Source organism: Sporolactobacillus shoreicorticis, from assembly GCF_024125445.1.
In the GTDB taxonomy this organism is placed as follows: domain Bacteria; phylum Bacillota; class Bacilli; order Bacillales; family Sporolactobacillaceae; genus Sporolactobacillus; species Sporolactobacillus shoreicorticis.
On sequence record NZ_JAMXWM010000010.1, the window covers coordinates 22,257 to 47,981 of the forward strand.

Genomic DNA, 25,725 nt, shown 5'->3' on the forward strand with positions numbered 1-25,725 from the left:
CTTAGAGATCCCTTCTATCCAGCGGGAGTACAAAATGAATGGTTGTCCCTCGATTCCAATCACTTTCCGCCCAGATTTCTCCGCCCAGCGCCTCAATCATTTCTTTGGCGATGGCGAGTCCCAGTCCTGTACCGCCTAATTTACGCGATCGTGCGCGATCAACACGATAAAATCGGTTAAAAATCTTCGGCAGATTTTCCTTTGGAATTCCAACTCCCTGATCACTAATCATTGTTCGGATATTTCGTCCTCTGCGTGTGATACGGAACGTAATCATACCGCCCTCAGGAGAATATTTAATCGCGTTGGAAATAATATTATCGATTACCTGCGTCAGTTTATCACGATCGACTTGAACGAAGAATGATCCTTTTGGAAAATAACGGACAAACTCAATATTCTGTTTTTTGGACATTTCAAACCGATCAATAATACTGCCGCAGAATTCTATGTAGTTTGTTCGTTCAAGACGAAGGTTATGATTTTTGGAATCCAGCCTGGAAAGCTGGAGCAGATCATTAACCAGACGGATCATACGCTCCGTTTCACGCTGCGTAACGCCAAGAAACTTCGTTGCAAGCGCTGCGTCTTCAACCGCACCGTCCTGCAGTGCTTCCAAGTAACTTTTCATTGTTGTCAGTGGTGTACGCAGTTCATGCGAGACATTGGCAACAAATTCGCGGCGTTCCATATCCACCTGCTCCTGCTCGGTTACATCGTGAATCACCGCAATTAAACCATTTGCCAGTCCATTATCCTTTTTAACGACTGAAAAGTTCGCACGCAGCAGAATCGTTTCATCATCCGTACTAAAATCAAGCACAAGGGAGTCTTCTAATTCATAGAGATCCATAATTCTGTGCTCTTTGCGGATCTTTAACAAATCTAAAATTGAATTTCCTGTCACATCGTGCCGATAAACATTAAGCAGCTGCTCAGCACGATTATTCATCAAAATGACATTTCCTTTGCGATCGGTCGCAACAACCCCATCGGTCATATAGGTCAGCACTGACTTCAATTTGCGCCGTTCCGACTCAGTCGTCGCATTTGCCTCACGCAGCTTCATCGTCATGTTATTGAAAGACATCGCAAGCTGGCCGATTTCATCGGGCTCGCTCATTTTTACTTTTCGTGTGAAGTTCCCTTGCGACACAGCAAGTACCTGGTGCTGCATTTGGACAAGCGGACGCGTAATGGTTCTCGCAAGGAAAAAGCCAAGCGTTGCCGTGACCAGCAAGGCAAACACAGTCGCCGATGCAAGAATCTGATTAATTTGCTGCAACTGACTATAGACACTCTCGAAGCTCTTCTCAACATAAAGCGTGCCATAATGCATGCTGTCTACTTGGATTGGTGTCGTCACAACATCGACACGTTCACCATTTTTTTTATCGGTAAATCGATACTTATTAGTTACCTTAGAGGATAAGTTCTGAATAATCAACCTGTTGGTCGTTCGTTTCCCTACGGCACTCTGATGCTTCTCATCGGCAGCAATAATCACCATATTCGGATCAATGACCTGAATTTCTCTAATATTACTATCGAGCTCCAGCAATTGGTTTTGAATCTGATCCGTCACATGATTCGAATCGTCATTATTCGTTTCCTTTGCCTCACGTATCGCTTCGCCTACATTCCAGGCAATCAGTTGGCTCTGACTCTCAAGCGACTTCTCAAAACTGTCCAGCGTGATTGTCTTGACACGATCGGTAAAATAGACACCGATCAGCTGCATGGCAAGCAGAATAAGCAGTGCATAAATTAAAACAATTTTAAATTGAATCGATTTAAAGAAACCGACCTTATTCATCACTAGACTCCTGATTAGGTTCTTTTAAGTAGTAGCCGACACCTCGCCGCGTAATAATCCAAGCTGGCCGGCTTGGATTATCCTCAATTTTCTCACGCAGCCGGCGCACCGTGACATCCACGGTCCGTACATCACCAAAATAGTCGTAGCCCCACACCGTCTGCAGCAAGTTCTCTCGGGTCATTACTTGTCCAATATGATCGGCAAGATAATGAAGAAGTTCAAATTCACGATGCGTCAGTTCAACCATTTTTCCACGTTTTGTGACCACATAAGCATCAAGGTGAATCACCAAATCACCGATTTCAATATTGTTCTCCTGTTTCTTCTCTTCTTCCGCGCCCTCTTGCCTGTGCCGCCTTAAATTAGCCTTTACGCGTGCGATCAATTCACGATTGCTGAACGGTTTCGTGACATAATCATCAGCACCCATTTCAAGACCAAGCACCTTATCAATTTCCGAATCTTTGGCCGTCAACATAATAATCGGCATGTTATGTGTTTTTCGTACTTCACGACATACTTCCATGCCGTCTTTGATCGGTAACATAACATCAAGCAGAATCATATCCGGATTTTCTTCTTCAACCTTTAGAAGAGCTTCCTCACCATCATAAGCGCATACGACTTCATAGCCCTCTTTTTCTAGATTAAACTGTACTATATCCGCAATTGGCTGTTCATCATCGACAACTAGAATTTTATTCTCCAATTTGTGCAGCCCCCTTGTTAATCTCTTGTGATTTATTTCCCATGCAATATTTTCTTTATTTCATTTTGCCATCGTGTAAGTGGTATGAGAATAACGACAAGCTGCATTCGCCATTTCTTAACCATTCCCAGATCGAAGTATGACCTTCCGAATTCACTCGTTTTTATTGACCGTTTCTTTTTTATTTTAACATAATCACGATCTCGATGTCATAATGACGGAAGAACAGAAAAAAGTCTCTGACTGAACCCAGAGACTTTCTTCTACATTAAGTATTTTTTTCTATTAAGAGCGTTTTTCGCTTATGTTTGGCAAAACATGGCTCGAGGCGGAATCGAACCACCGACACGAGGATTTTCAGTCCTCTGCTCTACCGACTGAGCTATCGAGCCATAATAATGGCGGATCCGAGCGGATTTGAACCGCCGATCTCCTGCGTGACAGGCAGGCATGTTAACCCCTACACCACGGATCCATTTGGTTGCGGGGGCAGGATTTGAACCTACGACCTTCGGGTTATGAGCCCGACGAGCTACCAGACTGCTCCACCCCGCGATATTGTTAAAAAGAAAAGCATGTCTTTTTGCGGCACAAGAAATATTCTACCACCGTTATTACGTAATTGCAACTTTTTTATAAAATAAAAATGCCACGGTCTCTTTAGAGGAGGCCATGACATTATCTTTTGTTCACTTCATTCTCATATTAGCGAAAGGGATTGCGCACTTCAATGGTTTGAGTGCGGTCCGGACCAACAGAGAACAGTGACAGACCGACCTGAGTCAGCTGTGCAATCCGTTCAATATAGTGACGAGCATTCGGAGGAAGATCAGACAGAGATGCTGCTCCGGTAATGTCTTCTTTCCAGCCGGGCATTTCTTCGTAAATCGGTTCGCATTCGGCAAGAACATTCAAGCTGGCCGGGAATTCTTCAATCAGTTTTCCTTTATATTTATAAGCCTTGCAAATTTTTACCGTTTCAAGTCCTGTGAGGACATCCACACAATTCAGTGAAAGATCTGTTAGACCGCTGACACGACGTGAATGGCGAACAACGACGCTGTCAAACCAGCCGACACGGCGCGCGCGTCCGGTTACTGTTCCATATTCATGACCGACCTCGCGAATCTGGTCACCGATTGCATCAGTAAGTTCTGTCGGGAACGGACCGTCGCCGACACGAGTCGTGTATGCCTTCGCACAACCGACAACATGATTAATTTTCGTTGGTCCGACACCCGCGCCAATCGTCACACCTCCGGCAACCGGGTTGGACGATGTTACAAACGGATAGGTTCCCTGATCGATATCCAGCATGCAGCCTTGAGCACCTTCAAACAGAACTCGCTTACCTGCATCAAGTGCATCATTCAGTACGACTGAAGTATCGCACACAAGCGGCCTCAAACGCTCTCCATAGCCAAGATACTCCTCATAAATATCATCAATATCAAAGCCTTGTGTATCATAAAACTTCTCAAGAAGCCGATTCTTTTCTTTTAGATTTTTTTCCAGCTTCGTACGGAAGGTTTCCGGTTCCAGAAGATCCGCCATCCGAATACCGACGCGTGCCGCTTTATCCATATATGCGGGACCAATGCCCTTCTGTGTTGTGCCGATCTTGGATGTGCCTTTATTTTCTTCTTCAAGCATATCTAATTTCAGATGATAAGGGAGGATCACATGAGCCCGGTTGCTGATGCGCAGATTACCCGTACTCACACCGCTCTCCTTCATGTAGTCCAGTTCTCTGCACAAGGACTTAGGATTGATAACCATTCCGTTCCCAAGGACACAGATCTTTTCTTTGTAAAGAATTCCTGATGGCATTAATCGTAATTTGTATGTCTTGCCGTTCCAGACGATTGTATGCCCGGCATTATCCCCGCCTTGATAACGTGAAACCACTTCCGAGTTCTCCGAAAGGTAGTCGGTAATCTTTCCTTTCCCTTCATCGCCCCACTGTGCGCCAACAACAACAACAGAAGACATTCATTTAGCCCCCAACTTCTACAAAATAATATTTTAGTTCACTAAAGCCACTGTTAAGTCTAACAGGAATCGGTTTTAAAAGTCAATGAGGAAACGAACGTTTTGAACTTTGTTTCATAAATTGTTCGGGTTATAATCGATTAAAAACTATTATGCACCTCTTGGTATATCATCATCGCTGTGTTTCCGATCAATGTTGACAAATTTACTGTACTCTTTAACAAAAGCCAGCTCCACGGTTCCCACCGGTCCGTTACGCTGCTTTGCAATAATAATTTCAATTATATTCTGTTTTTCACTTTCTTTATTGTAATAATCATCGCGGTAAAGGAACGCGACAACATCGGCATCCTGTTCAATACTCCCGGATTCGCGGATATCACTCATCATCGGCCGTTTATCTTGACGTGCCTCAACACCGCGCGATAACTGTGACAGTGCAATAACCGGAACATCCAGTTCTCTGGCCATCGCTTTTAGTGTCCGCGAAATTTCGGATACCTCTTGCTGACGATTTTCCTGTCTTTGCCCGCCGCCGGAACCCATGATCAGCTGTAGGTAATCAATCATCACCATGTCCAAACCTTTTTCCTGCTTCAATCTTCGACATTTGGAACGGATATCGTTGACGCGGATACCCGGCGAATCGTCAATATAAATGCCTGCACGTGACAGACTGCCCATTGCATAGGTCAGCTTTTGCCAATCCTCATCTTCCAGGCTGCCCGTTCGCAATTTCTGAGCATTAATATTCCCTTCCGCGCACAACATACGCATCGCCAGTTGTTTTGCTCCCATTTCAAGACTGAAAATCGCGACATTGGCCTCATTTTTGATTGCGACATTCTGTGCAATATTAAGGGCGAAGGCTGTCTTACCTACAGAAGGACGTGCGGCAACAATAACAAGATCGCTTTTTTGGAAGCCCGCAGTCATTCGGTCAAGTTCAAGAAAACCGGTCGGCGTACCCGTCACGTCATCCTTGCGTTTTTGCAGCATCTCAATGTTGTCGTAGGTTTCAATCAGCACATCTTTAATGGATTGAAATTCACCATTTCGCTTTCGCTCAGCTACTTCGAGTATTTTTCGTTCTGCATCATCAAGAATGCCTTCAACACCATCATCACGCGTGTAACCATCGGAAACAATTTGTGTTGCTGTTCGTATCAGCCGCCGAAGAGTCGCTTTTTCAGAAACAATTGAGCAGTAATAGTCGATGTTGGCAGCTGTTGGTGCAGAACCTGCCAGTTCTGCCAGATAAGATACCCCGCCGATCTCCTCAAGCCGTTTAGATGTTTGAAGTGCATTGGTTACCGTGACTACATCGACCGGTTCGTTCCGCTCTGAAAGATCCAGCATTACTGAGAAAATAAGCTGGTGGCTTGTCCGGTAAAAGTCATCCGGAACAAGCAGTTCAGAAGCAGTAATCACCGTTGAAGGTTCAAGAAAAATCGCACCAAGTACCGCTTGCTCCGCTTCCATATTGTGTGGCGGAATCCGGTCGGCAAATAAATCACTCATATCGTACCTCCCTCTTTTAAACCGTTAAAATCCGCCGAGGCGCGCCGGGCGGATAGAATGGTTCATTCTTCTGTCACATGTATTTTAACCTTTGCTGAAACCTGTGGATGCAGCTTCAGCGGCACATCTGTATAACCTAAGCTCCGAATCGGTTCTGGTAAATCAATCTTTCGCTTATCAATAGAAATTTTCGCTTTTTTAAGCGATTGTGCGATTTGTTTGCTGGTAATTGAACCAAACAGTCGACCGCCTTCTCCGGACTTTGCTTTCATTTCAATCGTCATGTTTTCAATCTTTTCTTTCAGTGCGATCGCTTCACGACGCTCATTTTCCTCAGCTTCTTGACGCCTCTTCTTTTGCGCTTCCAATTGGTTCAAGCTGCCCTTATTTGCTTCTACAGCCATTTTCTTTGGAAGCAGATAATTACGCGCATAACCTTCAGATACATCCTTGATTTCCCCTGCTTTTCCTTTCCCCTTTACATCTTTCAGAAAAATAACTTTCATTTAGGAAAGACCTCCTTCAAGATACAGATCAATCACATGTGTGACACGAGCAGTCGCTTCTTCAATTGATGTGTCTGCCATCTGTGTTGCGGCGTTGTTCAAATGACCGCCTCCACCAATACTCTCCATAATCACCTGAACATTCAAATCACCAAGCGAACGTGCGCTTACACCGATTTGTCCATCCGTTCGTTTGCCAATGACAAATGACGTACGTATTCCTTCAAGCATCAGCATCGTGTCCGCCGTTTGTGCCAATAGCACCTGATCATAAATCTGTTCATCCTTACCCACAGCAATCGCAATATTAGCTTTATAAAGCTTCGTCCTGCGAATCAATTCCGCGCGCTGATTGAACTGGTCCAGATCATCACAAAGAAACTTCTGTACTAAGATTGTGTCCGCACCGTGTGCGCGCAAGTACGAAGCGGCATCGAATGTCCGAAAACCAGTTCGAAGTGTAAAATTTTTCGTATCGACAGCTATACCACCAAGCATTGCTGTCGCTTCAATCAGATCCAAAGGACGCTCATTCGGCTGATATTCAAGCAGTTCGGTAACTAGTTCAGACGTTGACGATGCATATGGTTCCATGTAAACAAGCACTGGATCCCTGATAAATTCCTCGGCCCTGCGGTGATGGTCGATAACCACAATGCGGTGAACACTGGCAAGCAGCGACGCATTTACTACCATGGATGGACGATGCGTATCGACAATGACCATAAGTGTTCGTTTTGTCACTTGATCGGCTGCCTGTTCGGCACTGATGAAGTTCGACCATAGATTCTTTTGTTTTTTCAATTCCTCAAGCAGTTTCGAAACACCTGAAACATTATTCGTTTGATCCATAATGATTTTGGCGCTTCGTCCATTGGCATGGGCAATCTTCAAAATACCAATGCACGAACCGATTGAATCCAAATCCGGCGCGCGATGGCCCATAATCATGACTTGATCACTTTCCAGCATAAGTTCAGATAAAGCATGCGAGATCACGCGTGCACGTACTCTTGTACGTTTTTCCACCGGATTTGATTTACCACCGTAGAAACGTACATCACCGTCCGGACGTTTAATAACTGCCTGATCACCGCCGCGCCCCAACCCCAGATCCAGCGCAGACTGGGCATAGCTTCCCAAATCTTCGAGTGATGCCGTGCCTGCTCCGACGCCAATACTCAACGTCAAAGGGATATGGCTGAGCGGAACAGTAATTTCTCGTACCTTATCCAAAATTGAAAAATGCTGTTCCTCTACAGAGTGAAGCAGCCGTTCGTTCATGATCGCGAGAAATCGATCGGAATCTGTACGGCGAAGATAGATTCCATGTTCCGATGCCCAGTTCTTAATGATCGTCGTCGTTTCATTATTAATTGTGCTCCGCACCTGATCCTCAAGACCCTGTGTTACTTCATCATAGTTATCCAGAAAGATTAAAGCGAGCACCGTTTTCTCATTGTAATAGCGCTTCTTAATTTCCAAAGTATCGGTAATATCAGTAAAATAGAGCAGCTTCTCCTGACGCTTTAAACGCACACGGTACTGCCGATCATTCAACGCGATGATCATTGATTCTTTATTATCAGATGCGATCAATTTGCTTAGCGATTCGGCTATTTCGTTCAGTGACCGGCCAATTGCCGTATTTCCATCCTCTTCAGTAATTTGATTCAAGTATGGGTTGCACCACTGCACACGTTCCGATTCGTCATACAATAGAATACCGATCGGCATATGAAGCAAAGCTTCATTACCCACCTTTTTCAATCGATAGGACATACCCGCTGCATACTGAATCAGTTCCTTATCAAATTGACGCTCATTAATCAGGAACCATAAAACGGACAAGGCAAGAAGCACGAGTCCGGCGACGGCCAGCAGCCAATTTAAAAAAGCAACGAATACGAGGAACAGAAGAAACAGAAGACCGATTACGATCAGTAAATCGCTGCGCCAACGATGTTTAAATTGGTTTGCCAAGATTTTTCCAGCTCCTACAGGCCTCATTTTCCGTACCCATCATGTGAGTAGCCTAGATTCTCAACACGAATGAATCAGCTTTAAAAGACAAGCTTGACCATTTTATTATTGAGAAAAAAGCTGTATCTGTTTGTGATCAACCCATCTACAGCTTCTCCCCGCCGATTTTCTTCCGAATATTGAAACCCAGATCAATTATACCCAATATACATGCCAATTGCAGTAACCATGGTCCAAAAATAACCGTCACCAGAGTCACTGTGATCGGAACAACAAGCGGAAATTTCCGTATATATGTGTAATAAAAAATAAGACTGAATCCTTGAACAGCAAGCAAAATACGCAGAATAATGTCGACATTAAGTGCGGCTGTATAAATTGGTGTCGCTTGATCCGCGCCGAACCAGACAATAAATAGCACAGCTAAGTAGAGCCAGATAATACTTCTCGGCACTTGCCAGTTGCGAAACGGAATCCAGTGCGGCACCTCAACGTTAAGTTTCCGCAAAATCGGCAAACTGATTAATTCAACAATCAATGCGTAAAAAACGCCTGCAATGATAATAAACACCGGTGTAAGCCGTACAAGCGTACTGCTCAGCATCTTATATTGTGTCATCAATTCATCTGCACTCAGATTGAAGCTCTTGATCATCGATGGCATTTGCGTTACAGATTGCTGAAATTGATCATTAAGGGCGGATTGCGCTGCTAATGCCGGATTAAAGTGAAAGACAAGCACAGATACTGCTAAACAGACAATCAACACGGCAATGTTGGTCAGACTTCCGGCCAAGAGAAGTGCGAAGGTTGATTTTTTCAAGTAAATCATATAACCGACTACACCCCCAAGTAACATAAAAAAAAGCGGGAGTAACAAATAAAACGAATGATTTAAAATAACCAGAAACAAAAGTCCGAGCCCAAAAACACTCAAAGTAAGTTTCCAGCCGTCCTTAGCAGCTAAAAACATAAGCGGTAACGGAATAAGCCAGATGGTCAGCAACGACACATAAGGCAAGAAAAAGGTTAAAACAATTAACAAATATAATGAAATCGTTGCAAGCGCTCCGCGATACAGAGCGTTTCGATCACTCATAGTGACACCTCTCAGCTTGGGCTGTACAGAATTATCCTAACCTGTATTACAATTATGATGAATCATTTACTTAAAGATTAAGCGGATGTTTTTTCGACTCATTGAAAGTACTTTAACTCTTCCGCCTAATTAGGCGTTTACCCGCCCTTTTCACCAGCAAAACTTGGCAACACCATAAGTTTTATTATAATACAAAAGCACTTTTTAATGAAAGAGCGATCTTCTTCTTGCAATTTACTTAGAACCTTATATAATTGAAAGTATTAACTTAAAATCAAAAAGAAAGCGTTTTATTTTAAAGGCTTAAAGTCACTTTCCTTGTTACTGCCAGTGACTCATTTTATCAACGAGAGTTGGTGCCCTCCATGAATACATTAACAGTGAACATAGATTCTTTTAAAAAGGCGGTCCGCTTGCGGATTGCCTTTTCTGTTTCCCGACTTGCCTTGAGCAAACAATTTAAGGAGTGTGAATCATTATGACCTATGAAGGACCTAAAGCCCTGCTAACTGCATGGGTCAGTCTCGTAAGCAACCTGCTTCTAACGCTAATAAAAATCATCTTCGGATTGATTTTCCATAGTACGGCTCTTGTTGCTGACGGCGTGCACAATGGAGGCGACGTTATTGCATCCATTGCCACCATCGGTTCTATGAAGCTGTCTAATCACCCGGCCGACCGAGAGCATCCTTACGGACACGGAAAAGCAGAAGACATCTCAACCGCATTCATTTCTATTGTCCTGATCGTTGCCGCATTATTTTTAACGTATGAAGCCGTCAAAGCGTTGTTCGGACCGATATCATCCGTAAGTATCTGGGCTTTCGCCGCCGCCCTTTTTTCTGCTTTGGCAAAGTGGCTGCTCTATATCTACACGAAAAAGGGGGCGGATCGTTATCACAGCAAAAGTCTGTATGCGACTGCTGCCGATCACTTGGCAGACATCTATGCATCAATTGCCGCCGCCCTTGGACTTGGTATCGGCTGGATCGGAACTATTTTCCATCTTCCCTACACACACTATGGCGATCCGGTAGCAGGTATTGTTGTCTCTATTTTAATTTTAAGAATTGCCATTGTGATGATTATCAAAGCGATCAATGTGCTTATGGAAAGCAGTGTTGATGAAAGTGTTCAAGAAAAATACCGCCAAGTTTTCCTTTCATTTCCTGAGGTAAAAGTCATTGATATCTTACGTGCACGCGAACATGGGAATGTGGTACTTATCGATGCCCAAATTCGGATTCCGGCTTCTTATACCATTCAAGAAGGCGACGATCTTACCGAAGCGATCCGTTCAAAAATGATTCACACGTATCCCAATGTAGACGAAGTACTGATTCATATTAATCCATGGTACAAGGATCAAGTATTAGTCGAACCGGATTCTGTACCTCATTTGGAAAAAAAATGACGAGCATGAACTTTTCGTTTATAGTGTTAAGTAAACTGTGTTTTCGTTCGAAATAAATACTAGGCGGTTGTAAGTAAATTAATAACTTAGCGCAGAAAATTTTATGGGGTGATTGAAAAATGGCGATGAGCTCAGAAGAGTACACAGGTATATCATTATTTGTTGGTTCTCAAGAAATTGGTGTATTGATTAAAGATATTAAGGAAATTCTTGAGCCGGTCCCGATCCTTCCTGTCCCAGTTACTCATCCTTTATTCGCCGGATTGATTTCCGTACGCGGGTCGATTATTCCTGTTCTTTTATTAAATCTGGTTTTCCATGCATCAGAGAACCCGTTTTCGAATAAGGATAAAAAATACGTTGTCTGCGTTGCAGGATCGGAGACCGCAGCGCTGGACATCGACGCAGTCGGCGATACGTTTTCTTTTGGACCCGGACAACTGACCGATGCAAAAGAAGATGCGACAAATCCCGATGGGCTGATCACAAAGACCGTTGCTTTTCAAGATAAAGAAATACCGCTGCTCAGCATCGAAAAATTGATACAGTTTACCACCGTTTTGAATGCAAAAGAGCGAGAAGCTGTCGGATACTCGGCGATTAACTGAATCATAGTTTACAAATCAAATAACTATTTAAGCGGGAGGAGACATTTATGGGTATTCATAAATACTTTCAAAGCTTATCTGACCTGGAAGGCATCTATCGCTGTCCAGGTGTTTTTAAATATCAAGAACACTCTGTTGCCAGTCATTCATTTAAAGTAGCTACCATTGTGCAATTCTTAGCGACTGTTGAAGCCGAGAACGGACAAGATGTGGATTGGAAAACCGTCTATGAAAAAGCGATTAACCATGATTACTCTGAATTGTTTACCGGCGATATTAAAACACCGGTGAAGTATGCCCTTCCAAAGCTCCGCGAACTCTTTTCTCAAGTTGAAGGATCCATGACACAGGAATACTTGGATAAAGAATTTCCCAAACGGTTCCGTCAGGTTTATGAAGCTCGATTTAAGGAGGGTAAAGACCAGTCGCTGGAAGGACGAATCCTTGCAGTAGCAGATAAAATTGATTTGCTCTATGAAGCTTATGGCGAGATACAGAAGGGAAATCCCGAACCGCTTTTTTTTCAAATTTACAAAGAGGCACTCACCTCAATCATTCAATTCAGTGGTATGGCATCGGTTCGTTATTTTATCGATGTCATTCTTAAAGAAATGATTGAAGAAGAAGTTATCTCGCATACACGAATTAAATCAATTACGGAACACTTGCTGCTCGCTGATAAAAACATATGATTATTGAAAAATTAAAGCTCTGCCCTGTCTAAACTTTTTTCTTGATTCCTCTTCGCTTCTCCCCTATGATTAAGTAAATGTGTCTGTTTTATGACAAAAGGAGTTGCCTAGCTATGCAGAAATCAGCGGAATTGCAAAATAGTAAAGACCAGGCGAAAAACAACAGACGCTATATCGTATCAATTCTTGCTTTTTCCGTGATCGCTGACGTTTTTATCTTGCTGCTTTTCTTTGCACCGTTTATCGGGTACAGGGGACACATCGGATTTGATGTCTACCTGCTTCCACGATTTAATGCGATTTTTAACAGTTTTACCTTTATTTTTCTCATTTCCGCACTCGTAGCCATTAAGAATAAGAAGATCAACGTTCACCGCGGATTTATTCTTGCAGCATTTACATCCACATTGCTGTTCTTAGTATCCTATTTATCGTTCCATTATCTTGCGCCGCCTCACTATGGGGGTGCAGGTCTCATGCGGCCAATTTATTTTTTCATACTAATCACGCATAGCGCGCTGGCTGCATTTGTTGTTCCGCTTGCTCTGCTCTCACTCGTATGGGGCTGGACCATGCAGATCGAAAAGCACAAGCGAATTGTCCGTTGGACGATGCCGATCTGGCTTTATGTAAGTCTAACCGGAGTCATTGTCTACGTGATGATGGCACCCTATTATTGATTAACAAAAGGCTCCGATCTAACTCGGAGCTTTTGAACTTCTCAAAAAAATGAATTCGTTATTTCGGGGATTGATGGAGATGGAGAGACACGAGCGCTTGAAGCTAATTGTGATTCCAATTAAAAATTCAATAAACAGCTATGCATGTAAGGTGCATCAACTATTCACCTGCATTTTCAAATACAAATAAGAGACTACCCGGAACTTAATCAAGTTCTGAGACAGCCTCTTTATTTTAATATCATCATTATTCCGTAGTGTACGGAAGCAAAGCCATTTGACGCGCACGTTTAATCGCTCTTGTCAATTGGCGTTGGTACTTCGCACTGGTTCCTGTTACACGACGAGGCAAAATCTTTCCTCGTTCAGAAATAAATCGTCTGAGCAAATCAACATCTTTATAATCGATATAAGTAATGTGATTAACGGTAAAGAAACATACCTTACGGCGCTTACCACGTGAGCGGCGTACTGCCATATCCGGCACCTCCTTAGTTTTCAATTGAATTCAACAATTAGAACGGCAGATCATCATCCGATATATCAATCGGCTTCCCGTCGCCTGCGAATGGATCTTCAAAAGAAGGAGCGCCCTGATTCTGACCTAAATTGTTCGTTTGGTTATTGGACGGTGCATAGCTGCTGCGTTGCTGTTCTGAGGATGCGCCGCTGCTTGGCGCATAACTGCCCCCATCTGCATGTCTTGCGCCTTTCGGTTCAAGGAACTGCACACTGTCGGCAACCACTTCCGTTATATAAACCCGTCGACCTTCGTTATTCTCATAATTTCGGGTCTGAATACGGCCGTCAACGCCGGCTAAGCTTCCCTTCTGCAGAAAGTTAGCTGCATTCTCAGCTTGTCTTCTCCAGACAACGACCGGTATAAAATCAGCCTCCCGCTCTCCTTGCTGGTTTGAGAACGGGCGATTCACAGCGATCGTGAAACTCGTTACTGCAACACCGTTCGGCGTGTACCGTAATTCCGGATTTTTCGTCAGTCGTCCAACCAAAACAACGCGATTGATCATCAGGATCAAACTCCTTTCTTTTTAATTCAATTATTTCGCTTCTTCAGGTTTACGTTCGTCTTTAATCGTCATGAAGCGGAGTACATCTTCATTGATTTTGACCAAACGATCAAATTCATTGATGGCTTCGCTGCCTGCGGTTACGTACAGAACAACATAGACACCGGTACTCAAGTCATTGATTTCATAGGCTAAACGTCGTTTGCCCATTTCTTTGACTTCGTTGATTTCGGCGCCGTTATCCGTCAGAATGGAAGCCAGTTTTTCCTTAACGGCTTTTTCCTGTTCTTCTTCCAGATCCGGACGGAGGATGTACATAATTTCATATTTGCGCACAATCATTCACCTCCCCTTGGACTAAGCGGCTCCATTAAAGGAGCAGAGAGCAAGTTTACTCACTCATAGATCAATATAATAGCATAAATTACCTGTCAATACAAGTTATTTTCAAATTCATTGTCAAACGTTGAAACGAAAGTTAACAATATCGCCATCCTGCATCACATAATCTTTCCCTTCAAGGCGCAGCCGTCCCTTCTCTTTCGCCGCAGATTCCGAACCGGCCGCAATAAGATCTCCATAAGAAACAATTTCAGCCCGAATAAAGCCGCGTTCGAAATCCGAATGAATGATACCAGCTGCCTGCGGTGCCTTTGTTCCTTTACGGAATGTCCAAGCTCGTACTTCTTTTTCTCCTGCTGTAAAATACGTCGCCAGACCGAGCAGATCATAGGCTTTGGCAATCAGTCGATCAAGGCCGGAAGAATCTAGTCCTAACTCCTCAAGAAACACCTTTTTTTCTTCTCCTTCAAGCTCGGCAATTTCAGATTCGATCCGTGCTGAAATAACGACAACCTCTGCCCCGTCCTTTTCAGCAAATTCTTTTACCGCCTGTACATATGGATTTTCATCTGGTGCGGCTACATCATCTTCCGAAGTATTGGCAACATACAGTACAGGCTTTTTCGTCAGAAAGTTAAAAGCCTTGATCGCTGCTTCCTCATCCTCAGTCAGAGCAACATGTCTTGCCGGTTTGCCTGCTTCAAATGCATCTTTTAGCTTTGTCAGCGCAGAAAATTCAACGATTGACGCCTTGTCTTTCTGCTTCGCTAATTTTTCCACACGATCAATCCGTTTATTCACCTGCTCCATATCTGATAAAACTAATTCAAGATTAATGGTTTCAATATCATCGATCGGATCAATTTTTCCGGACACATGAGTGATATTCTTGTCTTCGAAACAGCGCACAACATGAGAAATCGCATCCACTTGACGGATGTTTGCCAGAAATTGATTGCCAAGCCCTTCACCTTTACTCGCGCCTTTTACCAATCCGGCAATATCCGTGAATTCAAAAGTTGTTGGAATGGTTTTCTTTGGGTGATACATCTCAGTTAATTTATCGAGACGTTCATCCGGTACGCTGACGATTCCGACATTGGGTTCAATGGTGCAGAATGGATAGTTGGCCATCTCTGCACCGGCCTGTGTGATTGCATTAAACAATGTTGATTTGCCGACATTGGGCAAACCGACAATACCTGTAGTCAAGCTCATTTACCTTCAACCCCCTGGGTTTTTCTTACCATTTTAAGAAAGAAGCCGTTTGTCGCCTTCCTATCACATTTCATTGTTCTCCGCCTTGGAGCCATGCTCAAGAATCTTCTTAACTTTGCGTTGAAATTCGCTTCGCGGCATCATGACGCTGTGCCCGCAGCCAAGACACTTGATACGAATATCCGCACCCATGCGTATGATCTTCCATTGATTTTCACCGCATGGATGAGATTTCTTCATTGCCACAACATCATTCAGATCGAAACTGATACGAGGATTCGGCATCGTCCTTCCTCCAATATTTAGAATTTCTCTAACGGTACCAAAAATCACTTTTTATCATAGATCGAATAGTAAATCTATGTTGTTAAAAAGCGGTTTTATTTTTAAGAAACGCAGAAAGTTCATTGATCGACAAGCGCACCTGATCCATCGTATCACGATCGCGCACGGTTACTTTTCCGTCGGTCTTCGAATCAAAGTCATAGGTGATACAGAACGGCGTACCAATTTCATCCTGACGTCGGTACCGTTTGCCGATCGAACCGGTTTCATCATAGTCAACCATGTAATCTTTCGCGAGTTCTCGGTAAATAGCCATCGCTTCTTCACCTAATTTCTTAGAAAGCGGAAGAATCGCTGCTTTATAGGGTGCCAATGCCGGATGGAAGTGAAGCACGGTTCGTGTATCTTTTTCACTGATCTTCTCTTCTTCATAAGCTTCGGCTAAGAATGCGAGAGTCACTCGGTCGGCACCAAGCGAAGGCTCAATAACATAAGGAATATAGCGTTCATTATTGTTCTGATCAATGTACTGAAGATCCTGTCCGGAAACTTCCATATGACGGCGAAGATCATAGTCAGTACGTGAGGACAAACTGGACAACTCGCCCCATCCGAATGGAAATAAATATTCAATATCGGTCGTTGCGTTGCTGTAGTGAGGTAGTTCTTCTTTTTCATGATCGCGCAGACGAAGATTTTCTTCTTTTACATTCAGTGATTTCAGCCATTCATAGCCAAATGTGCGCCAAAATTGAAACCATTTTCCATCTTCGCCTGGTTTGCAGAAAAATTCCAGTTCAAGCTGTTCAAATTCTCTCGTCCTGAATGTAAAGTTACCCGGCGTAATTTCATTTCTGAATGATTTACCTATCTGACCGATGCCAAACGGAATTTTTTTACGCATCGTCCGCTGTACATTTTTAAAGTTGACGAAAATGCCTTGCGCTGTTTCCGGTCGAAGAAAAATTTCATCTTTAGCTGTTTCTGTCACGCCCTGATACGTTTTGAACATGAGATTAAACTGGCGAATGGTCGTGAACTCATGCTCACCGCATTCCGGACAGGGAATATGGTGATCTTCGATAAGCTGCTGCATCGTTTCAAAAGTCAGTCCATCTACCGGTCCGGGAAGTTCTGCCTGAGGAATATTGCTTTCAATCAGCTTATCCGCACGGAAACGAGACTTGCATTTCTTACAATCAATCATTGGATCGTTAAAGTTCGTGATGTGTCCCGAAGCCTCCCATGTTTTTGGATTCATTAGAATTGCAGCGTCGAGCCCTACATTATAAGGCGATTCCTGAACAAATTTTTTCCACCATGCTTTTTTAACATTATTTTTCAATTCTACACCGATTGGACCGTAATCCCACGTATTAGCCAATCCGCCGTATATTTCCGATCCCGGGAAGATAATCCCCCTTTGTTTCGCCAAGTTCACAACCTGTTCCATTGTTTTGCTCATATCTTTTGCTCCTTTAACAAAATAAAATAAGCTTTCATCCACTAGGCTCCTGCCTAGGGACGAAAGCTTTTGTTTGCTCACGCGGTTCCACCCTAATTGATGCGACTGAATCGCACCCACTTGATCATGCAATGGCTCAGAAACGCCTTCCTCACCCGCGGCAATCAGGCTCCCACTCTCCCTGAATCGCTTCTTGCAGCTGCAATGAGTACTCCTTTCCTTCATCGCCTGACTATCACTTTATTTTAAGCTGGCTTTTCTGATACATAGTATATCCTATTTCTTATGAAAAAGACAGATTTTTAGCATGCCATACCAATAATAAAATTTATTTGCTTCAATTGTTCAGCCTGTCACACCTCACCAGACTTTTTTGCCCATCAAATGTATAAGAATCCTTTATCATTCATATACTGTTGATACTTGGGAGGCGAATCTATGAATCTAAAATTCGAGCAGGGATTGGGACAAAAAATCATAGCGCAAGTTCATTATCAGGATCACAGCAATCACCATGCACTTATTCAAGCCATACGTCACTCGTTACCGGAAATCGGCACTTCGCCCATCGTTGTTGTTTGTATCGGTACAGACCGCTCAACCGGTGATGCTCTCGGTCCCCTTGTCGGCTCCTATCTTGAGCGCCATCATCTGGCAGATACCTCAGTTTACGGAACCTTGGAAAAACCGGTACATGCTATGAATTTGCAGGAAACACTTGCTCTGATTAATGCCTCTCATGAAAATCCATTTATTATCGGCATTGATGCTTGTCTTGGAAGGCAAAAAAACATTGGCAAAATTAATATAGCAGAAGGTCCGGTCTTACCGGGAGCAGGAGTTAAAAAAGAGCTTATTCCTGTCGGTGATATGAACATCACTGGTGTTGTCAACATCAGCGGTTTCATGGAATACTCTGTTCTTCAAAATACACGTCTTCATATCGTGATGCGTTTATCTCAAGTCATTGGACAATGCCTCAGCGCTGCTCTCCTTTCACGTAGAAAAGGGCGATTATTATCAAAACTGTTTCTAATGGATTAAAACTGCTGAGTTTATTTTGAGGACCATGAAAAATACGCAGGATGGCAGTAATAACGAGGACAGATTATCATCAGGATGCAGAATATCCGACTATTTTCTGAAGTTTTACAGGTAATGCTCTATAAGTTTTGACCATTTACTAACTATGAGATAAAACTTGCGATAAAAAAAGAAAAACGGCTGTTTAGAGTCGTCCTTCCATAATATCAATCAATCGATATAAGTCCTCTGCAGAGTAGTAATCCAATTCAATTTTGCCTTTTCCTTTTTTTAAGCTCGGTTTTATTTTTACTGCCGTACCATATTTTTCTCTTAATCCAAATACACGATCTTTTAACTCTACCGGCATTACCCACTGTTTCTTTTTCGATGTTTCACGTGGAACATGGTGATTGAGCTGCTGGATGAGTGCTTCAAGCTGACGAACATTCATCTGCTCTTTGATGACTTTATCAACAAGCGGTGCCATTTGCTTTTTATCCTTTAAACCAGCAAGTGCCCGTCCATGTCCCATTGAAAGTTTTCCCTGCTCCATCAAGGCAGCAACCGCTGAATCAAGCTGCAATAGTCGTAAGTGATTTGTAATATGAGGTCTGCTTTTCCCAAGTTTTTTTGCCAACTCTTCTTGGGTCAAGTGCAGCCCATCCATCAATTTCTTGTAGGCCTCAGCTTCCTCAATCGGATTAAGGTTCTCGCGCTGAAGATTTTCAATTAACGCGATTTGCATCATTGCTTCATCGGACAGTTCTTTGACGACGACAGGTACGGTTTCCATTTTAGCTTGTTTCGCCGCTCGGAATCGCCGTTCGCCGACGACAATATCATAGCCCTTGATACTTTTTCGAACAACAAGCGGCTGAATAATTCCATGTTCTTTGATTGAGCTTGCAAGCTCGTCCAAAGCCTGTTGATCAAACTTTTTCCTTGGCTGATAGGGATTGGGACGCAGTTCATTTAACTTTACATGTTCGACCGCGTTATCTATTTCTTCATTAAACGCTGTAGGAAAGAAAGCGTCCAACCCTCTTCCTAATGCTTTAGGCATTCGTTATCACTTCCCTCGCGAAGTCTAAGTACACTTCGGCCCCTTTTGATCTGGAATCATACATTATGATTGGCTGTCCGTGGCTTGGTGCTTCGCTCAATCGTACATTGCGCGGAATAATTGTTTTAAACACGCGATCCTGAAAGTATTTTTTAACTTCCTGAATAACCTGCAGTCCAAGATTGGTTCTCGCATCAAGCATTGTCAGCAGGACGCCTTCAATTGCAAGATGATGATTCAAATGTTTCTGGACAAGACGAACTGTGTTCAGTAGCTGACTCAGTCCCTCAAGCGCATAATACTCGCATTGTACCGGAATGATTACGGCATCAGCAGCCGTTAATGCATTAATTGTTAACAGTCCAAGTGACGGCGGACAATCAATGACTATGTAATCATATGTATCTTTCACCTTTTCGATGGCGTGTTTTAAGCGAATTTCTCTCGATATCGTTGATACCAGTTCAATTTCCGCACCCGCCAGTTGAATAGCTGAAGGAACAACATCAAGGTTTTCAATTGCAGAGCTATGAATCACTTTTGAAATCTCAACCTCGTCTACGAGAACATCGTATATACATTCATCAACATCACCTTTGTCCACACCTGAGCCGCTCGTTGCATTTCCTTGGGGGTCAATATCAATCATTAATACCTTGCAGCCTAATGTAGCCATGCAGGCACTGAGATTAACCGCTGTCGTTGTTTTTCCGACACCGCCTTTTTGGTTGGCAATTGCCAATGTTTTACTCACACTTCCACCTACTCTCAATCTTCAATCGCTACACTTTATTTTATCATGAATTTATTCAATCAGGGTGGTGTTACACGAATTTAACCATTAGAAACTCTGTTTCGGCACTATTTTAAAGAAAGTCATCTCCAGAAAAGCATCAACCTATGAAAAAATGTTTGATCTTTTACCAAAGTTTTTATACTAAAATGCTCCAAATCCTGATCATTTCGTGTTTGCCCTTTTGAAATTTTCCTCCAGCCAATCCTGAATAAAATCACTTAATTTATAAAAAGAGCGCTCCTCAGTCACGAGCAGACTTTGGGAACGCTCTCTGGTTAACCATTGCTTATTTTTTCTTAGGAATACGTATAGTAAATTGATAATAGTCGCCCATATCTTGTTCTTGTGTATCAATATCCAGTCCGGAATCAGTAACCATATGAACAGATTGTCTTATCGTATTCACCGCAATTCTTGAATCCCTGCTCATCGAAAAGCGCCTGTTTTTTTTATTATCATCTACTTTATTATCCGCTTTTTCCAGGTAATGCTTCACTTTTGCTTCAGTCTGTTTTACATTCAGCTGTTTTGCTAAAATTTCCTCAAGCATTTTTTCCTGTATGAATGGATCTCTGAGAATAATTAATGCGCGCGCATGACGTTCAGAAATCTTCTTTTTCAAAATGGCACTTTGAACAGATGACGGTAATTTTAATAATCGCAGCTTATTCGCAATGGTTGACTGTCCCCTACCCAATTTGGCCGCTAAACTTTCCTGGGTTAATCCATGAATATCAATGAGACGTGCATAAGCCATTGCTTCTTCAATCGCTGTCAATTCTTCTCGCTGTAAATTTTCAATTAATGCGATTGAAGCCGATTGATCGTCATTTAAGGACTTAATAATTGCGGGAATCGTTTCCCAACCGAGAGATGAAACTGCCCTCCAGCGGCGCTCACCAGCAATTATTTCGTACTTATCTCCCGTGGGTCGGAGCACAATCGGTTGAATCACTCCATGTTCTTCGATTGTAGTTGCTAATTCATGGATTTTTTCTTCATCAAAGACAGAGCGCGGTTGATACTGATTCGGGATGATTAACGAAACCTTAATTTCTTGAACCCGCGCTTGTTCAAGCTCTTGTTCTGCATCCAGAGCTGCTGCTGTCTCCTCTTGCGCGTTGTGATTGAAAATCTTTGAGAAATGATTTTTCATGCTCGCACCACCACCTTTGCTCTCTGACTTTACTATTCTCCCCGCAAACAGCAATTCCTGCTACCGATGTTTCACGTGGAACAATTAAAGTGGGTCTTTCATTGGAATGCCAGGTTTTCTCGGGTATTTTTTTGCCGTGGATGAAATTTTATCAATGCGCACCAGAAATCTCTTTCCATTATTATCCGGAAGATCAAGTGAGACAACACGACTTATTTGCCCGCCCAATTGCTTTATTGCGTTTTCCGCTTGTTGAACCTCGTCCTCCGCATTACTGCCCTTAAGCGCAACAAACATTCCTCCGAGATGTACCAGTGGTAAACAGTACTCTGAAAGCACAGCCAACTTGGCGACCGCTCGCGCAGTCACAAGATCAAAATTTTCACGAATGCCTGATTTTCGGGCAAAAGTCTCCGCACGGTCATGGCAGAGTGTTACATAATTCAAGCCTAGCTTTTCCACAACTGCTTGCAGAAAGGTTAATCTTTTTTGAAGCGAATCAACAATGGTCAACCTAAGAGTTGGAAACAGAATTTTCATAGGAATTCCAGGAAAGCCCGCACCGGACCCGACATCGCAAAGTGTTTGCGCCTTTTGAACTGAAAAATAAAAGCAAGGGGTCAGAGAATCGAAAAAATGTTTAATTATGACCTCTTTCGGCTGCGTTATTGCTGTTAAATTCATCTTTTTATTCCATTCAATCAGCATCTCATAATAAAGTTGGAATTGATGTCTCTGTATCTCGTTTAAATGAATGTTTTTTTCGCTCAGCAATTTTTCTAAAAAATCCATAAGATCCTCCTACAAATGATCAACCTGTTCGCCTCGCTAATCTGCCCTCTTCCAGATAGACAAGCAAAATTGCGATATCGCTTGGATTGACACCGGACACACGTGACGCCTGTCCTACGGATATCGGTCGTACTTTCGCTAACTTCTGTCGTGCTTCTGTAGCAATACCATCAATTTTGTCGTAGTTCAAATCTTGAGGTATCTTCTTCTTCTCCATCCGTTTCATCTTTTCAACTTGCTGCAATTGCTTAGTAATATAACCTTCATACTTCACCTGAATCTCAACCTGCTCACCCACTTCCGGAGGAATTTCACCGTGCTCCGGAAGAAGAACGGCTACATCTTGATAGGATAATTCAGGTCTTTTCAGCAAGCGATCGGCTTTCATCGGTTCCCTAAGCGGTGCAGCCCCCTTAGTCTTAAATAATTCATCTGCCAGCTCCGATGGCTTGATTGTCGTTACGGCAAAATAGTTCCGTTCTTGTTCGATAAGTTTCTTTTTAACCATAAAGCGTTCATAACGTTCTTCCGTTATCAAGCCGATATCATACCCAATTTCCGTCAATCGCAGATCTGCGTTATCATGTCGAAGCAGCAGACGATATTCAGCTCGAGAAGTAAGCAAGCGGTAAGGTTCTTTTGTTCCCTTTGTTACCAAATCGTCAATCAATACACCGATATATGCTTCAGAGCGATCAAGAATCAGCGGCTCTTTGCCAAGCGCTTTTCTTGCCGCATTAATCCCGCCCATAAGTCCTTGCCCGGCAGCTTCCTCATATCCGGAAGTACCGTTAATTTGCCCTGCAGTAAACAGACCACTGACTTTTTTTGTTTCCAGTGATGGCCATAGCTGCGTCGGCACAATCGCATCATATTCAATTGCATAGCCCGGCCGCATCATTTCAGCTTTTTCAAGTCCGGGAATGGTCGCGAGCATTTTTCTTTGAATTTCCTCCGGCATACTTGTCGATAAACCGTCCACATAGACCTCCTTTGTTGCCCTTCCTTCCGGCTCAAGAAACAGTTGATGTCGATTTTTATCGTTAAATCGAACAATCTTTGTTTCAATCGATGGGCAGTATCGGGGACCCGTTCCAACAATTGCTCCGGAGAAAATCGGCGAACGATCCAAGTTTTCCTGAATAACCTTATGTGTCGCTAAATTCGTGTACGTCAGCCAGCAAGGAATTTGTTCTTTAATAAATTCCTTTGTCTCATAGGAAAAAGCAAGCGGCGCTTCATCGCCCGGCTGGATCTCCGTTTTGGAATAGTCGACCGTCCGTCCGTTCACCCGAGGCGGCGTTCCGGTTTTAAAGCGCACAAGATCAAATCCGAGCTCCTTCAGATGATCGGATAATTTAACCGAAGCCTGCATGTTGTTCGGTCCGCTCTCGTACTGCAGTTCACCGATAATAATTTTTCCTTTCAAATAAACGCCTGTTGTTAAAACAACAGCTTTCGCTCGATAGGTTGCTCCCGTTGCGACAATCACACCTTTGCAGACACCGTCTTCCACGAGCAGACGATCGACCATGCATTGTCTGAGCGTTAGATTGTCCGTTTCTTCAATGGTCTCTTTCATTGCCCGTTGATAGAGTTGTTTATCCGCTTGTGCTCTCAATGCACGAACAGCAGGACCCTTCCGTGTATTCAGCATCCTCATTTGAATATAGGTCTTATCAATATTATGCCCCATCTCACCGCCGAGCGCATCAATCTCGCGAACAACCACTCCCTTTGCAGGGCCGCCGACTGACGGATTGCATGGCATGAAAGCCACACCTTCCAAACTGATCGTCAACATCAGTGTCTTCGCACCGATTCGCGCAGACGCAAGTCCGGCCTCAACTCCGGCATGTCCGGCACCCACAACAATCACATCGTAGGTACCGGCCTCATAAGCTTTCATTTCTGATCCTCCATTCTCCTTCGTTTATAGTAACCTCGTTCTATTTAAACCTGCATCGCAGTTTATTTCCCTAAACAAAATTTCGAGAATAACTCATTAATCAAACCGTCCGACACCGTATCTCCGACAATTTCACCAAGCAAATCCCATGTCCGTTTAATATCAATTTGTGTCATGTCAACCGGAACACCTTGGTCCGCCGCATCAATTGCATCATTTATCGCTGAGCGCGCCTGCTTCAACAATGCAATATGACGTGTATTTGAAACATAGGTCTCGTTATTTTCCGTCACACGATTACTGAAAAACAACGAAGCAATCGCCTGTTCTAATTCCTCCAGTCCTCTATCATCAGTCATTGACGTTCGGAGTATTGGGTTACTTCCGGCGAGATTCTTGACTTCATCAACGGAAGTATTCAACGGCAAATCAGCCTTATTAAGCAAAATAATGGCCGGTGTCGTGCCGATCAGCTGGAACAGCATACGATCCTCATCTGTAAGTTCTTCATGGCTATTAATCAATAACAAGACAAGTTCAGCAGTTTTCAGTATTTCTTTTGAACGTGAAACACCGATTTTTTCGACCAAGTCCTCAGTATCACGAATTCCCGCAGTATCTACCAGCCTCAATGGAACACCTTGAACATTAACATACTCCTCAATTACATCACGCGTTGTTCCCGGTACATTAGTGACAATGGCTTTGGATTCATGAACGAGCTGATTTAACAAGGAAGACTTGCCGACATTCGGCCTTCCGATGATTACTGTTGATAATCCTTCACGCAAAATCTTGCCTTGTCTCGCTGTTGAGAGCACGCGATCAATCTGATACCGAACTTCAGAAGCTTTTTCAAAAAGAATTTTATTCGTCATCACTTCCGCGTCATCATACTCCGGATAATCAATATTTACCTCTACAGCAGCCAATATATCAAGCAATTGCTGCCTAAGATTTCGAACCAAGTGTGACAGCTTTCCTTCCATCTGATTCAATGCAATATTCATGGCTTGATCAGTCTTTGCACGAATCAGATCCATAACTGCCTCAGCTTGTGACAGATCGATACGCCCGTTTAAAAATGCTCGCTTCGTGAACTCGCCTGGCTCCGCAAGACGGACATTCTGATCTAAAACGAGTTCAAGAACACGGTTAACACTTGTCAAACCTCCGTGGCAATTAATTTCAACCACGTCTTCACGGGTAAAGGTTTTCGGCTTTCTCATCACCGAAACCATAACTTCCTCAACCGTCTTCTTCGTCTCTGGATCCACAATCTTGCCATAATGAATTGTATGACTGTCTACATCGTGCAGCGTTTTCCTACCTTGAAAAAGCCGATCAGCCGCGGCAACGGCTTCAGATCCGCTCAATCTCACGATGCTGATCGCTCCTTCACCAGTCGGAGTCGAAATCGCAGCAATCGTATCATAATCCAATTTTATCACTCCTTTCTGATTCCGTCTTTCGTTGATCGCTTCCTTTGTTTTATCCATTCATCTTGAAACAAATCATCTCTAATATTATTAGGTTCCTTATAGCAGGTCAGAGAAAAGGAACTACATGAAACAACTTGACTTCGCCAAGCCTCTGACACAGACGAAGTCGCTGGTGTACTT

Annotated in this window: 24 protein-coding genes and 3 tRNA genes; 5 read left to right on the forward strand and 22 right to left on the reverse strand. The window is 43.3% G+C overall.

Annotation, left to right across the window (positions count from 1 at the left end; translation table 11 throughout):
- Position 1 precedes the first annotated feature (1 nt).
- The 10 genes from walK to NIE88_RS09870 form a co-directional block, all read right to left on the reverse strand.
- Positions 2 to 1,816 (reverse strand): cell wall metabolism sensor histidine kinase WalK, encoded by a 1,815-nt coding sequence (gene walK / locus NIE88_RS09825; protein ID WP_253061681.1) that lies wholly within the window; start codon positions 1,814 to 1,816, stop codon positions 2 to 4.
- Complete coding sequence (gene yycF / locus NIE88_RS09830; protein ID WP_253061683.1) at positions 1,809 to 2,528, reverse strand: response regulator YycF; 720 nt, start codon at positions 2,526 to 2,528, stop codon at positions 1,809 to 1,811. The genes walK and yycF overlap by 8 nt, the downstream gene beginning before the upstream one ends.
- Positions 2,529 to 2,847: 319 nt before the next feature.
- A tRNA-Phe gene (locus NIE88_RS09835) sits at positions 2,848 to 2,920 on the reverse strand.
- Between the two features lie 7 nt (positions 2,921 to 2,927).
- Positions 2,928 to 3,003 (reverse strand) — tRNA-Asp (locus NIE88_RS09840).
- A 3-nt stretch (positions 3,004 to 3,006) separates the two neighbouring features.
- Positions 3,007 to 3,083 (reverse strand) — tRNA-Met (locus tag NIE88_RS09845).
- Positions 3,084 to 3,233: 150 nt separating this feature from the next.
- Positions 3,234 to 4,520 (reverse strand): adenylosuccinate synthase, encoded by a 1,287-nt coding sequence (locus tag NIE88_RS09850; RefSeq protein ID WP_253061685.1) that lies wholly within the window; start codon positions 4,518 to 4,520, stop codon positions 3,234 to 3,236.
- A gap of 150 nt (positions 4,521 to 4,670) precedes the next feature.
- Positions 4,671 to 6,041 carry a replicative DNA helicase gene (gene dnaB / locus NIE88_RS09855; protein WP_253061687.1) on the reverse strand — a complete coding sequence of 457 codons (1,371 nt, stop codon included), beginning with the start codon at positions 6,039 to 6,041 and terminating at the stop codon, positions 4,671 to 4,673.
- A 62-nt stretch (positions 6,042 to 6,103) separates the two neighbouring features.
- Entirely contained in the window at positions 6,104 to 6,547 is a 444-nt protein-coding gene (gene rplI, locus NIE88_RS09860) for a 50S ribosomal protein L9 (protein ID WP_253061690.1), read from the reverse strand.
- Positions 6,548 to 8,530, reverse strand: a complete 1,983-nt coding sequence (locus tag NIE88_RS09865) for a DHH family phosphoesterase (protein WP_253061692.1) — start codon at positions 8,528 to 8,530, stop codon at positions 6,548 to 6,550.
- Positions 8,531 to 8,675: 145 nt separating this feature from the next.
- A complete protein-coding gene (locus NIE88_RS09870) occupies positions 8,676 to 9,629 on the reverse strand; it encodes a YybS family protein (protein WP_253061694.1) in 954 nt (317 codons plus the stop codon).
- A gap of 478 nt (positions 9,630 to 10,107) precedes the next feature.
- Between NIE88_RS09870 and NIE88_RS09875 the strand changes: the two genes are divergently transcribed.
- From NIE88_RS09875 to NIE88_RS09890, 4 genes are all read left to right on the forward strand, one after another.
- Positions 10,108 to 11,043 (forward strand): cation diffusion facilitator family transporter, encoded by a 936-nt coding sequence (locus tag NIE88_RS09875; protein ID WP_253061696.1) that lies wholly within the window; start codon positions 10,108 to 10,110, stop codon positions 11,041 to 11,043.
- A 119-nt stretch (positions 11,044 to 11,162) separates the two neighbouring features.
- Positions 11,163 to 11,651: a chemotaxis protein CheW gene (locus NIE88_RS09880; RefSeq protein ID WP_253061698.1), complete on the forward strand. Its 489-nt coding sequence runs from the start codon at positions 11,163 to 11,165 to the stop codon at positions 11,649 to 11,651.
- 47 nt (positions 11,652 to 11,698) lie between these two features.
- The gene (locus tag NIE88_RS09885; RefSeq protein WP_253061700.1) at positions 11,699 to 12,343 is read left to right on the forward strand and encodes an HD domain-containing protein; all 645 of its coding nucleotides are present in this window, start codon (positions 11,699 to 11,701) and stop codon (positions 12,341 to 12,343) included.
- Positions 12,344 to 12,456: 113 nt separating this feature from the next.
- Positions 12,457 to 13,023, forward strand: a complete 567-nt coding sequence (locus tag NIE88_RS09890) for a DUF420 domain-containing protein (protein ID WP_253061702.1) — start codon at positions 12,457 to 12,459, stop codon at positions 13,021 to 13,023.
- Positions 13,024 to 13,270: 247 nt separating this feature from the next.
- Here the strand turns inward: NIE88_RS09890 and rpsR are convergent, their stop codons facing one another.
- The 6 genes from rpsR to NIE88_RS09920 form a co-directional block, all read right to left on the reverse strand.
- On the reverse strand, positions 13,271 to 13,501 hold the full coding sequence (rpsR, locus tag NIE88_RS09895; protein ID WP_028978122.1) for a 30S ribosomal protein S18: 231 nt from the start codon (positions 13,499 to 13,501) through the stop codon (positions 13,271 to 13,273).
- Between the two features lie 37 nt (positions 13,502 to 13,538).
- On the reverse strand, positions 13,539 to 14,051 hold the full coding sequence (gene ssb, locus NIE88_RS09900) for a single-stranded DNA-binding protein (RefSeq protein WP_253061704.1): 513 nt from the start codon (positions 14,049 to 14,051) through the stop codon (positions 13,539 to 13,541).
- Positions 14,052 to 14,081: 30 nt separating this feature from the next.
- A complete protein-coding gene (rpsF, locus tag NIE88_RS09905; RefSeq protein ID WP_253061706.1) occupies positions 14,082 to 14,387 on the reverse strand; it encodes a 30S ribosomal protein S6 in 306 nt (101 codons plus the stop codon).
- A 123-nt stretch (positions 14,388 to 14,510) separates the two neighbouring features.
- Entirely contained in the window at positions 14,511 to 15,611 is a 1,101-nt protein-coding gene (gene ychF, locus NIE88_RS09910; protein ID WP_253061708.1) for a redox-regulated ATPase YchF, read from the reverse strand.
- A gap of 63 nt (positions 15,612 to 15,674) precedes the next feature.
- Entirely contained in the window at positions 15,675 to 15,896 is a 222-nt protein-coding gene (locus NIE88_RS09915) for a DUF951 domain-containing protein (protein ID WP_253061710.1), read from the reverse strand.
- Positions 15,897 to 15,978: 82 nt separating this feature from the next.
- Positions 15,979 to 17,361 (reverse strand): glycine--tRNA ligase, encoded by a 1,383-nt coding sequence (locus tag NIE88_RS09920; RefSeq protein ID WP_253061892.1) that lies wholly within the window; start codon positions 17,359 to 17,361, stop codon positions 15,979 to 15,981.
- A 438-nt stretch (positions 17,362 to 17,799) separates the two neighbouring features.
- Here NIE88_RS09920 and yyaC point away from each other — a divergent pair, with 438 nt between their 5' ends.
- Positions 17,800 to 18,405 (forward strand): spore protease YyaC, encoded by a 606-nt coding sequence (yyaC, locus tag NIE88_RS09925; protein WP_253061712.1) that lies wholly within the window; start codon positions 17,800 to 17,802, stop codon positions 18,403 to 18,405.
- Between the two features lie 184 nt (positions 18,406 to 18,589).
- Here the strand turns inward: yyaC and NIE88_RS09930 are convergent, their stop codons facing one another.
- The 6 genes from NIE88_RS09930 to mnmE form a co-directional block, all read right to left on the reverse strand.
- Positions 18,590 to 19,450, reverse strand: a complete 861-nt coding sequence (locus NIE88_RS09930; RefSeq protein WP_253061714.1) for a ParB/RepB/Spo0J family partition protein — start codon at positions 19,448 to 19,450, stop codon at positions 18,590 to 18,592.
- Positions 19,443 to 20,204 carry a ParA family protein gene (locus NIE88_RS09935; protein ID WP_253061716.1) on the reverse strand — a complete coding sequence of 254 codons (762 nt, stop codon included), beginning with the start codon at positions 20,202 to 20,204 and terminating at the stop codon, positions 19,443 to 19,445. The genes NIE88_RS09930 and NIE88_RS09935 overlap by 8 nt, the downstream gene beginning before the upstream one ends.
- Before the next feature lie 328 nt (positions 20,205 to 20,532).
- Entirely contained in the window at positions 20,533 to 21,402 is an 870-nt protein-coding gene (gene noc / locus NIE88_RS09940) for a nucleoid occlusion protein (RefSeq protein WP_253061718.1), read from the reverse strand.
- 84 nt (positions 21,403 to 21,486) lie between these two features.
- Positions 21,487 to 22,194, reverse strand: coding sequence for a 16S rRNA (guanine(527)-N(7))-methyltransferase RsmG (gene rsmG / locus NIE88_RS09945; protein ID WP_253061720.1), 708 nt, complete (start codon positions 22,192 to 22,194; stop codon positions 21,487 to 21,489).
- 19 nt (positions 22,195 to 22,213) lie between these two features.
- Positions 22,214 to 24,103 carry a tRNA uridine-5-carboxymethylaminomethyl(34) synthesis enzyme MnmG gene (gene mnmG, locus NIE88_RS09950; RefSeq protein ID WP_253061722.1) on the reverse strand — a complete coding sequence of 630 codons (1,890 nt, stop codon included), beginning with the start codon at positions 24,101 to 24,103 and terminating at the stop codon, positions 22,214 to 22,216.
- A 62-nt stretch (positions 24,104 to 24,165) separates the two neighbouring features.
- Positions 24,166 to 25,545: a tRNA uridine-5-carboxymethylaminomethyl(34) synthesis GTPase MnmE gene (gene mnmE, locus NIE88_RS09955; RefSeq protein WP_253061724.1), complete on the reverse strand. Its 1,380-nt coding sequence runs from the start codon at positions 25,543 to 25,545 to the stop codon at positions 24,166 to 24,168.
- Between the last annotated feature and the right edge of the window lie 180 nt (positions 25,546 to 25,725).

Bases quoted from the DNA above. Each gene is read 5' to 3' on its own strand.
- walK (WP_253061681.1), bottom strand. From the start codon at position 1,816: ATGAATAAGGTCGGTTTCTTTAAATCGATTCAATTTAAAATTGTTTTA.
- NIE88_RS09850 (WP_253061685.1), bottom strand. From the start codon at position 4,520: ATGTCTTCTGTTGTTGTTGTTGGCGCACAGTGGGGCGATGAAGGGAAA.
- dnaB (WP_253061687.1), bottom strand. From the start codon at position 6,041: ATGAGTGATTTATTTGCCGACCGGATTCCGCCACACAATATGGAAGCG.
- rplI (WP_253061690.1), bottom strand. From the start codon at position 6,547: ATGAAAGTTATTTTTCTGAAAGATGTAAAGGGGAAAGGAAAAGCAGGG.
- NIE88_RS09870 (WP_253061694.1), bottom strand. From the start codon at position 9,629: ATGAGTGATCGAAACGCTCTGTATCGCGGAGCGCTTGCAACGATTTCA.
- NIE88_RS09875 (WP_253061696.1), top strand. From the start codon at position 10,108: ATGACCTATGAAGGACCTAAAGCCCTGCTAACTGCATGGGTCAGTCTC.
- NIE88_RS09880 (WP_253061698.1), top strand. From the start codon at position 11,163: ATGGCGATGAGCTCAGAAGAGTACACAGGTATATCATTATTTGTTGGT.
- NIE88_RS09885 (WP_253061700.1), top strand. From the start codon at position 11,699: ATGGGTATTCATAAATACTTTCAAAGCTTATCTGACCTGGAAGGCATC.
- NIE88_RS09890 (WP_253061702.1), top strand. From the start codon at position 12,457: ATGCAGAAATCAGCGGAATTGCAAAATAGTAAAGACCAGGCGAAAAAC.
- rpsR (WP_028978122.1), bottom strand. From the start codon at position 13,501: ATGGCAGTACGCCGCTCACGTGGTAAGCGCCGTAAGGTATGTTTCTTT.
- ssb (WP_253061704.1), bottom strand. From the start codon at position 14,051: ATGATCAATCGCGTTGTTTTGGTTGGACGACTGACGAAAAATCCGGAA.
- ychF (WP_253061708.1), bottom strand. From the start codon at position 15,611: ATGAGCTTGACTACAGGTATTGTCGGTTTGCCCAATGTCGGCAAATCA.
- NIE88_RS09915 (WP_253061710.1), bottom strand. From the start codon at position 15,896: ATGCCGAATCCTCGTATCAGTTTCGATCTGAATGATGTTGTGGCAATG.
- NIE88_RS09920 (WP_253061892.1), bottom strand. From the start codon at position 17,361: ATGAGCAAAACAATGGAACAGGTTGTGAACTTGGCGAAACAAAGGGGG.
- yyaC (WP_253061712.1), top strand. From the start codon at position 17,800: ATGAATCTAAAATTCGAGCAGGGATTGGGACAAAAAATCATAGCGCAA.
- NIE88_RS09930 (WP_253061714.1), bottom strand. From the start codon at position 19,450: ATGCCTAAAGCATTAGGAAGAGGGTTGGACGCTTTCTTTCCTACAGCG.
- noc (WP_253061718.1), bottom strand. From the start codon at position 21,402: ATGAAAAATCATTTCTCAAAGATTTTCAATCACAACGCGCAAGAGGAG.
- rsmG (WP_253061720.1), bottom strand. From the start codon at position 22,194: ATGGATTTTTTAGAAAAATTGCTGAGCGAAAAAAACATTCATTTAAAC.
- mnmG (WP_253061722.1), bottom strand. From the start codon at position 24,103: ATGAAAGCTTATGAGGCCGGTACCTACGATGTGATTGTTGTGGGTGCC.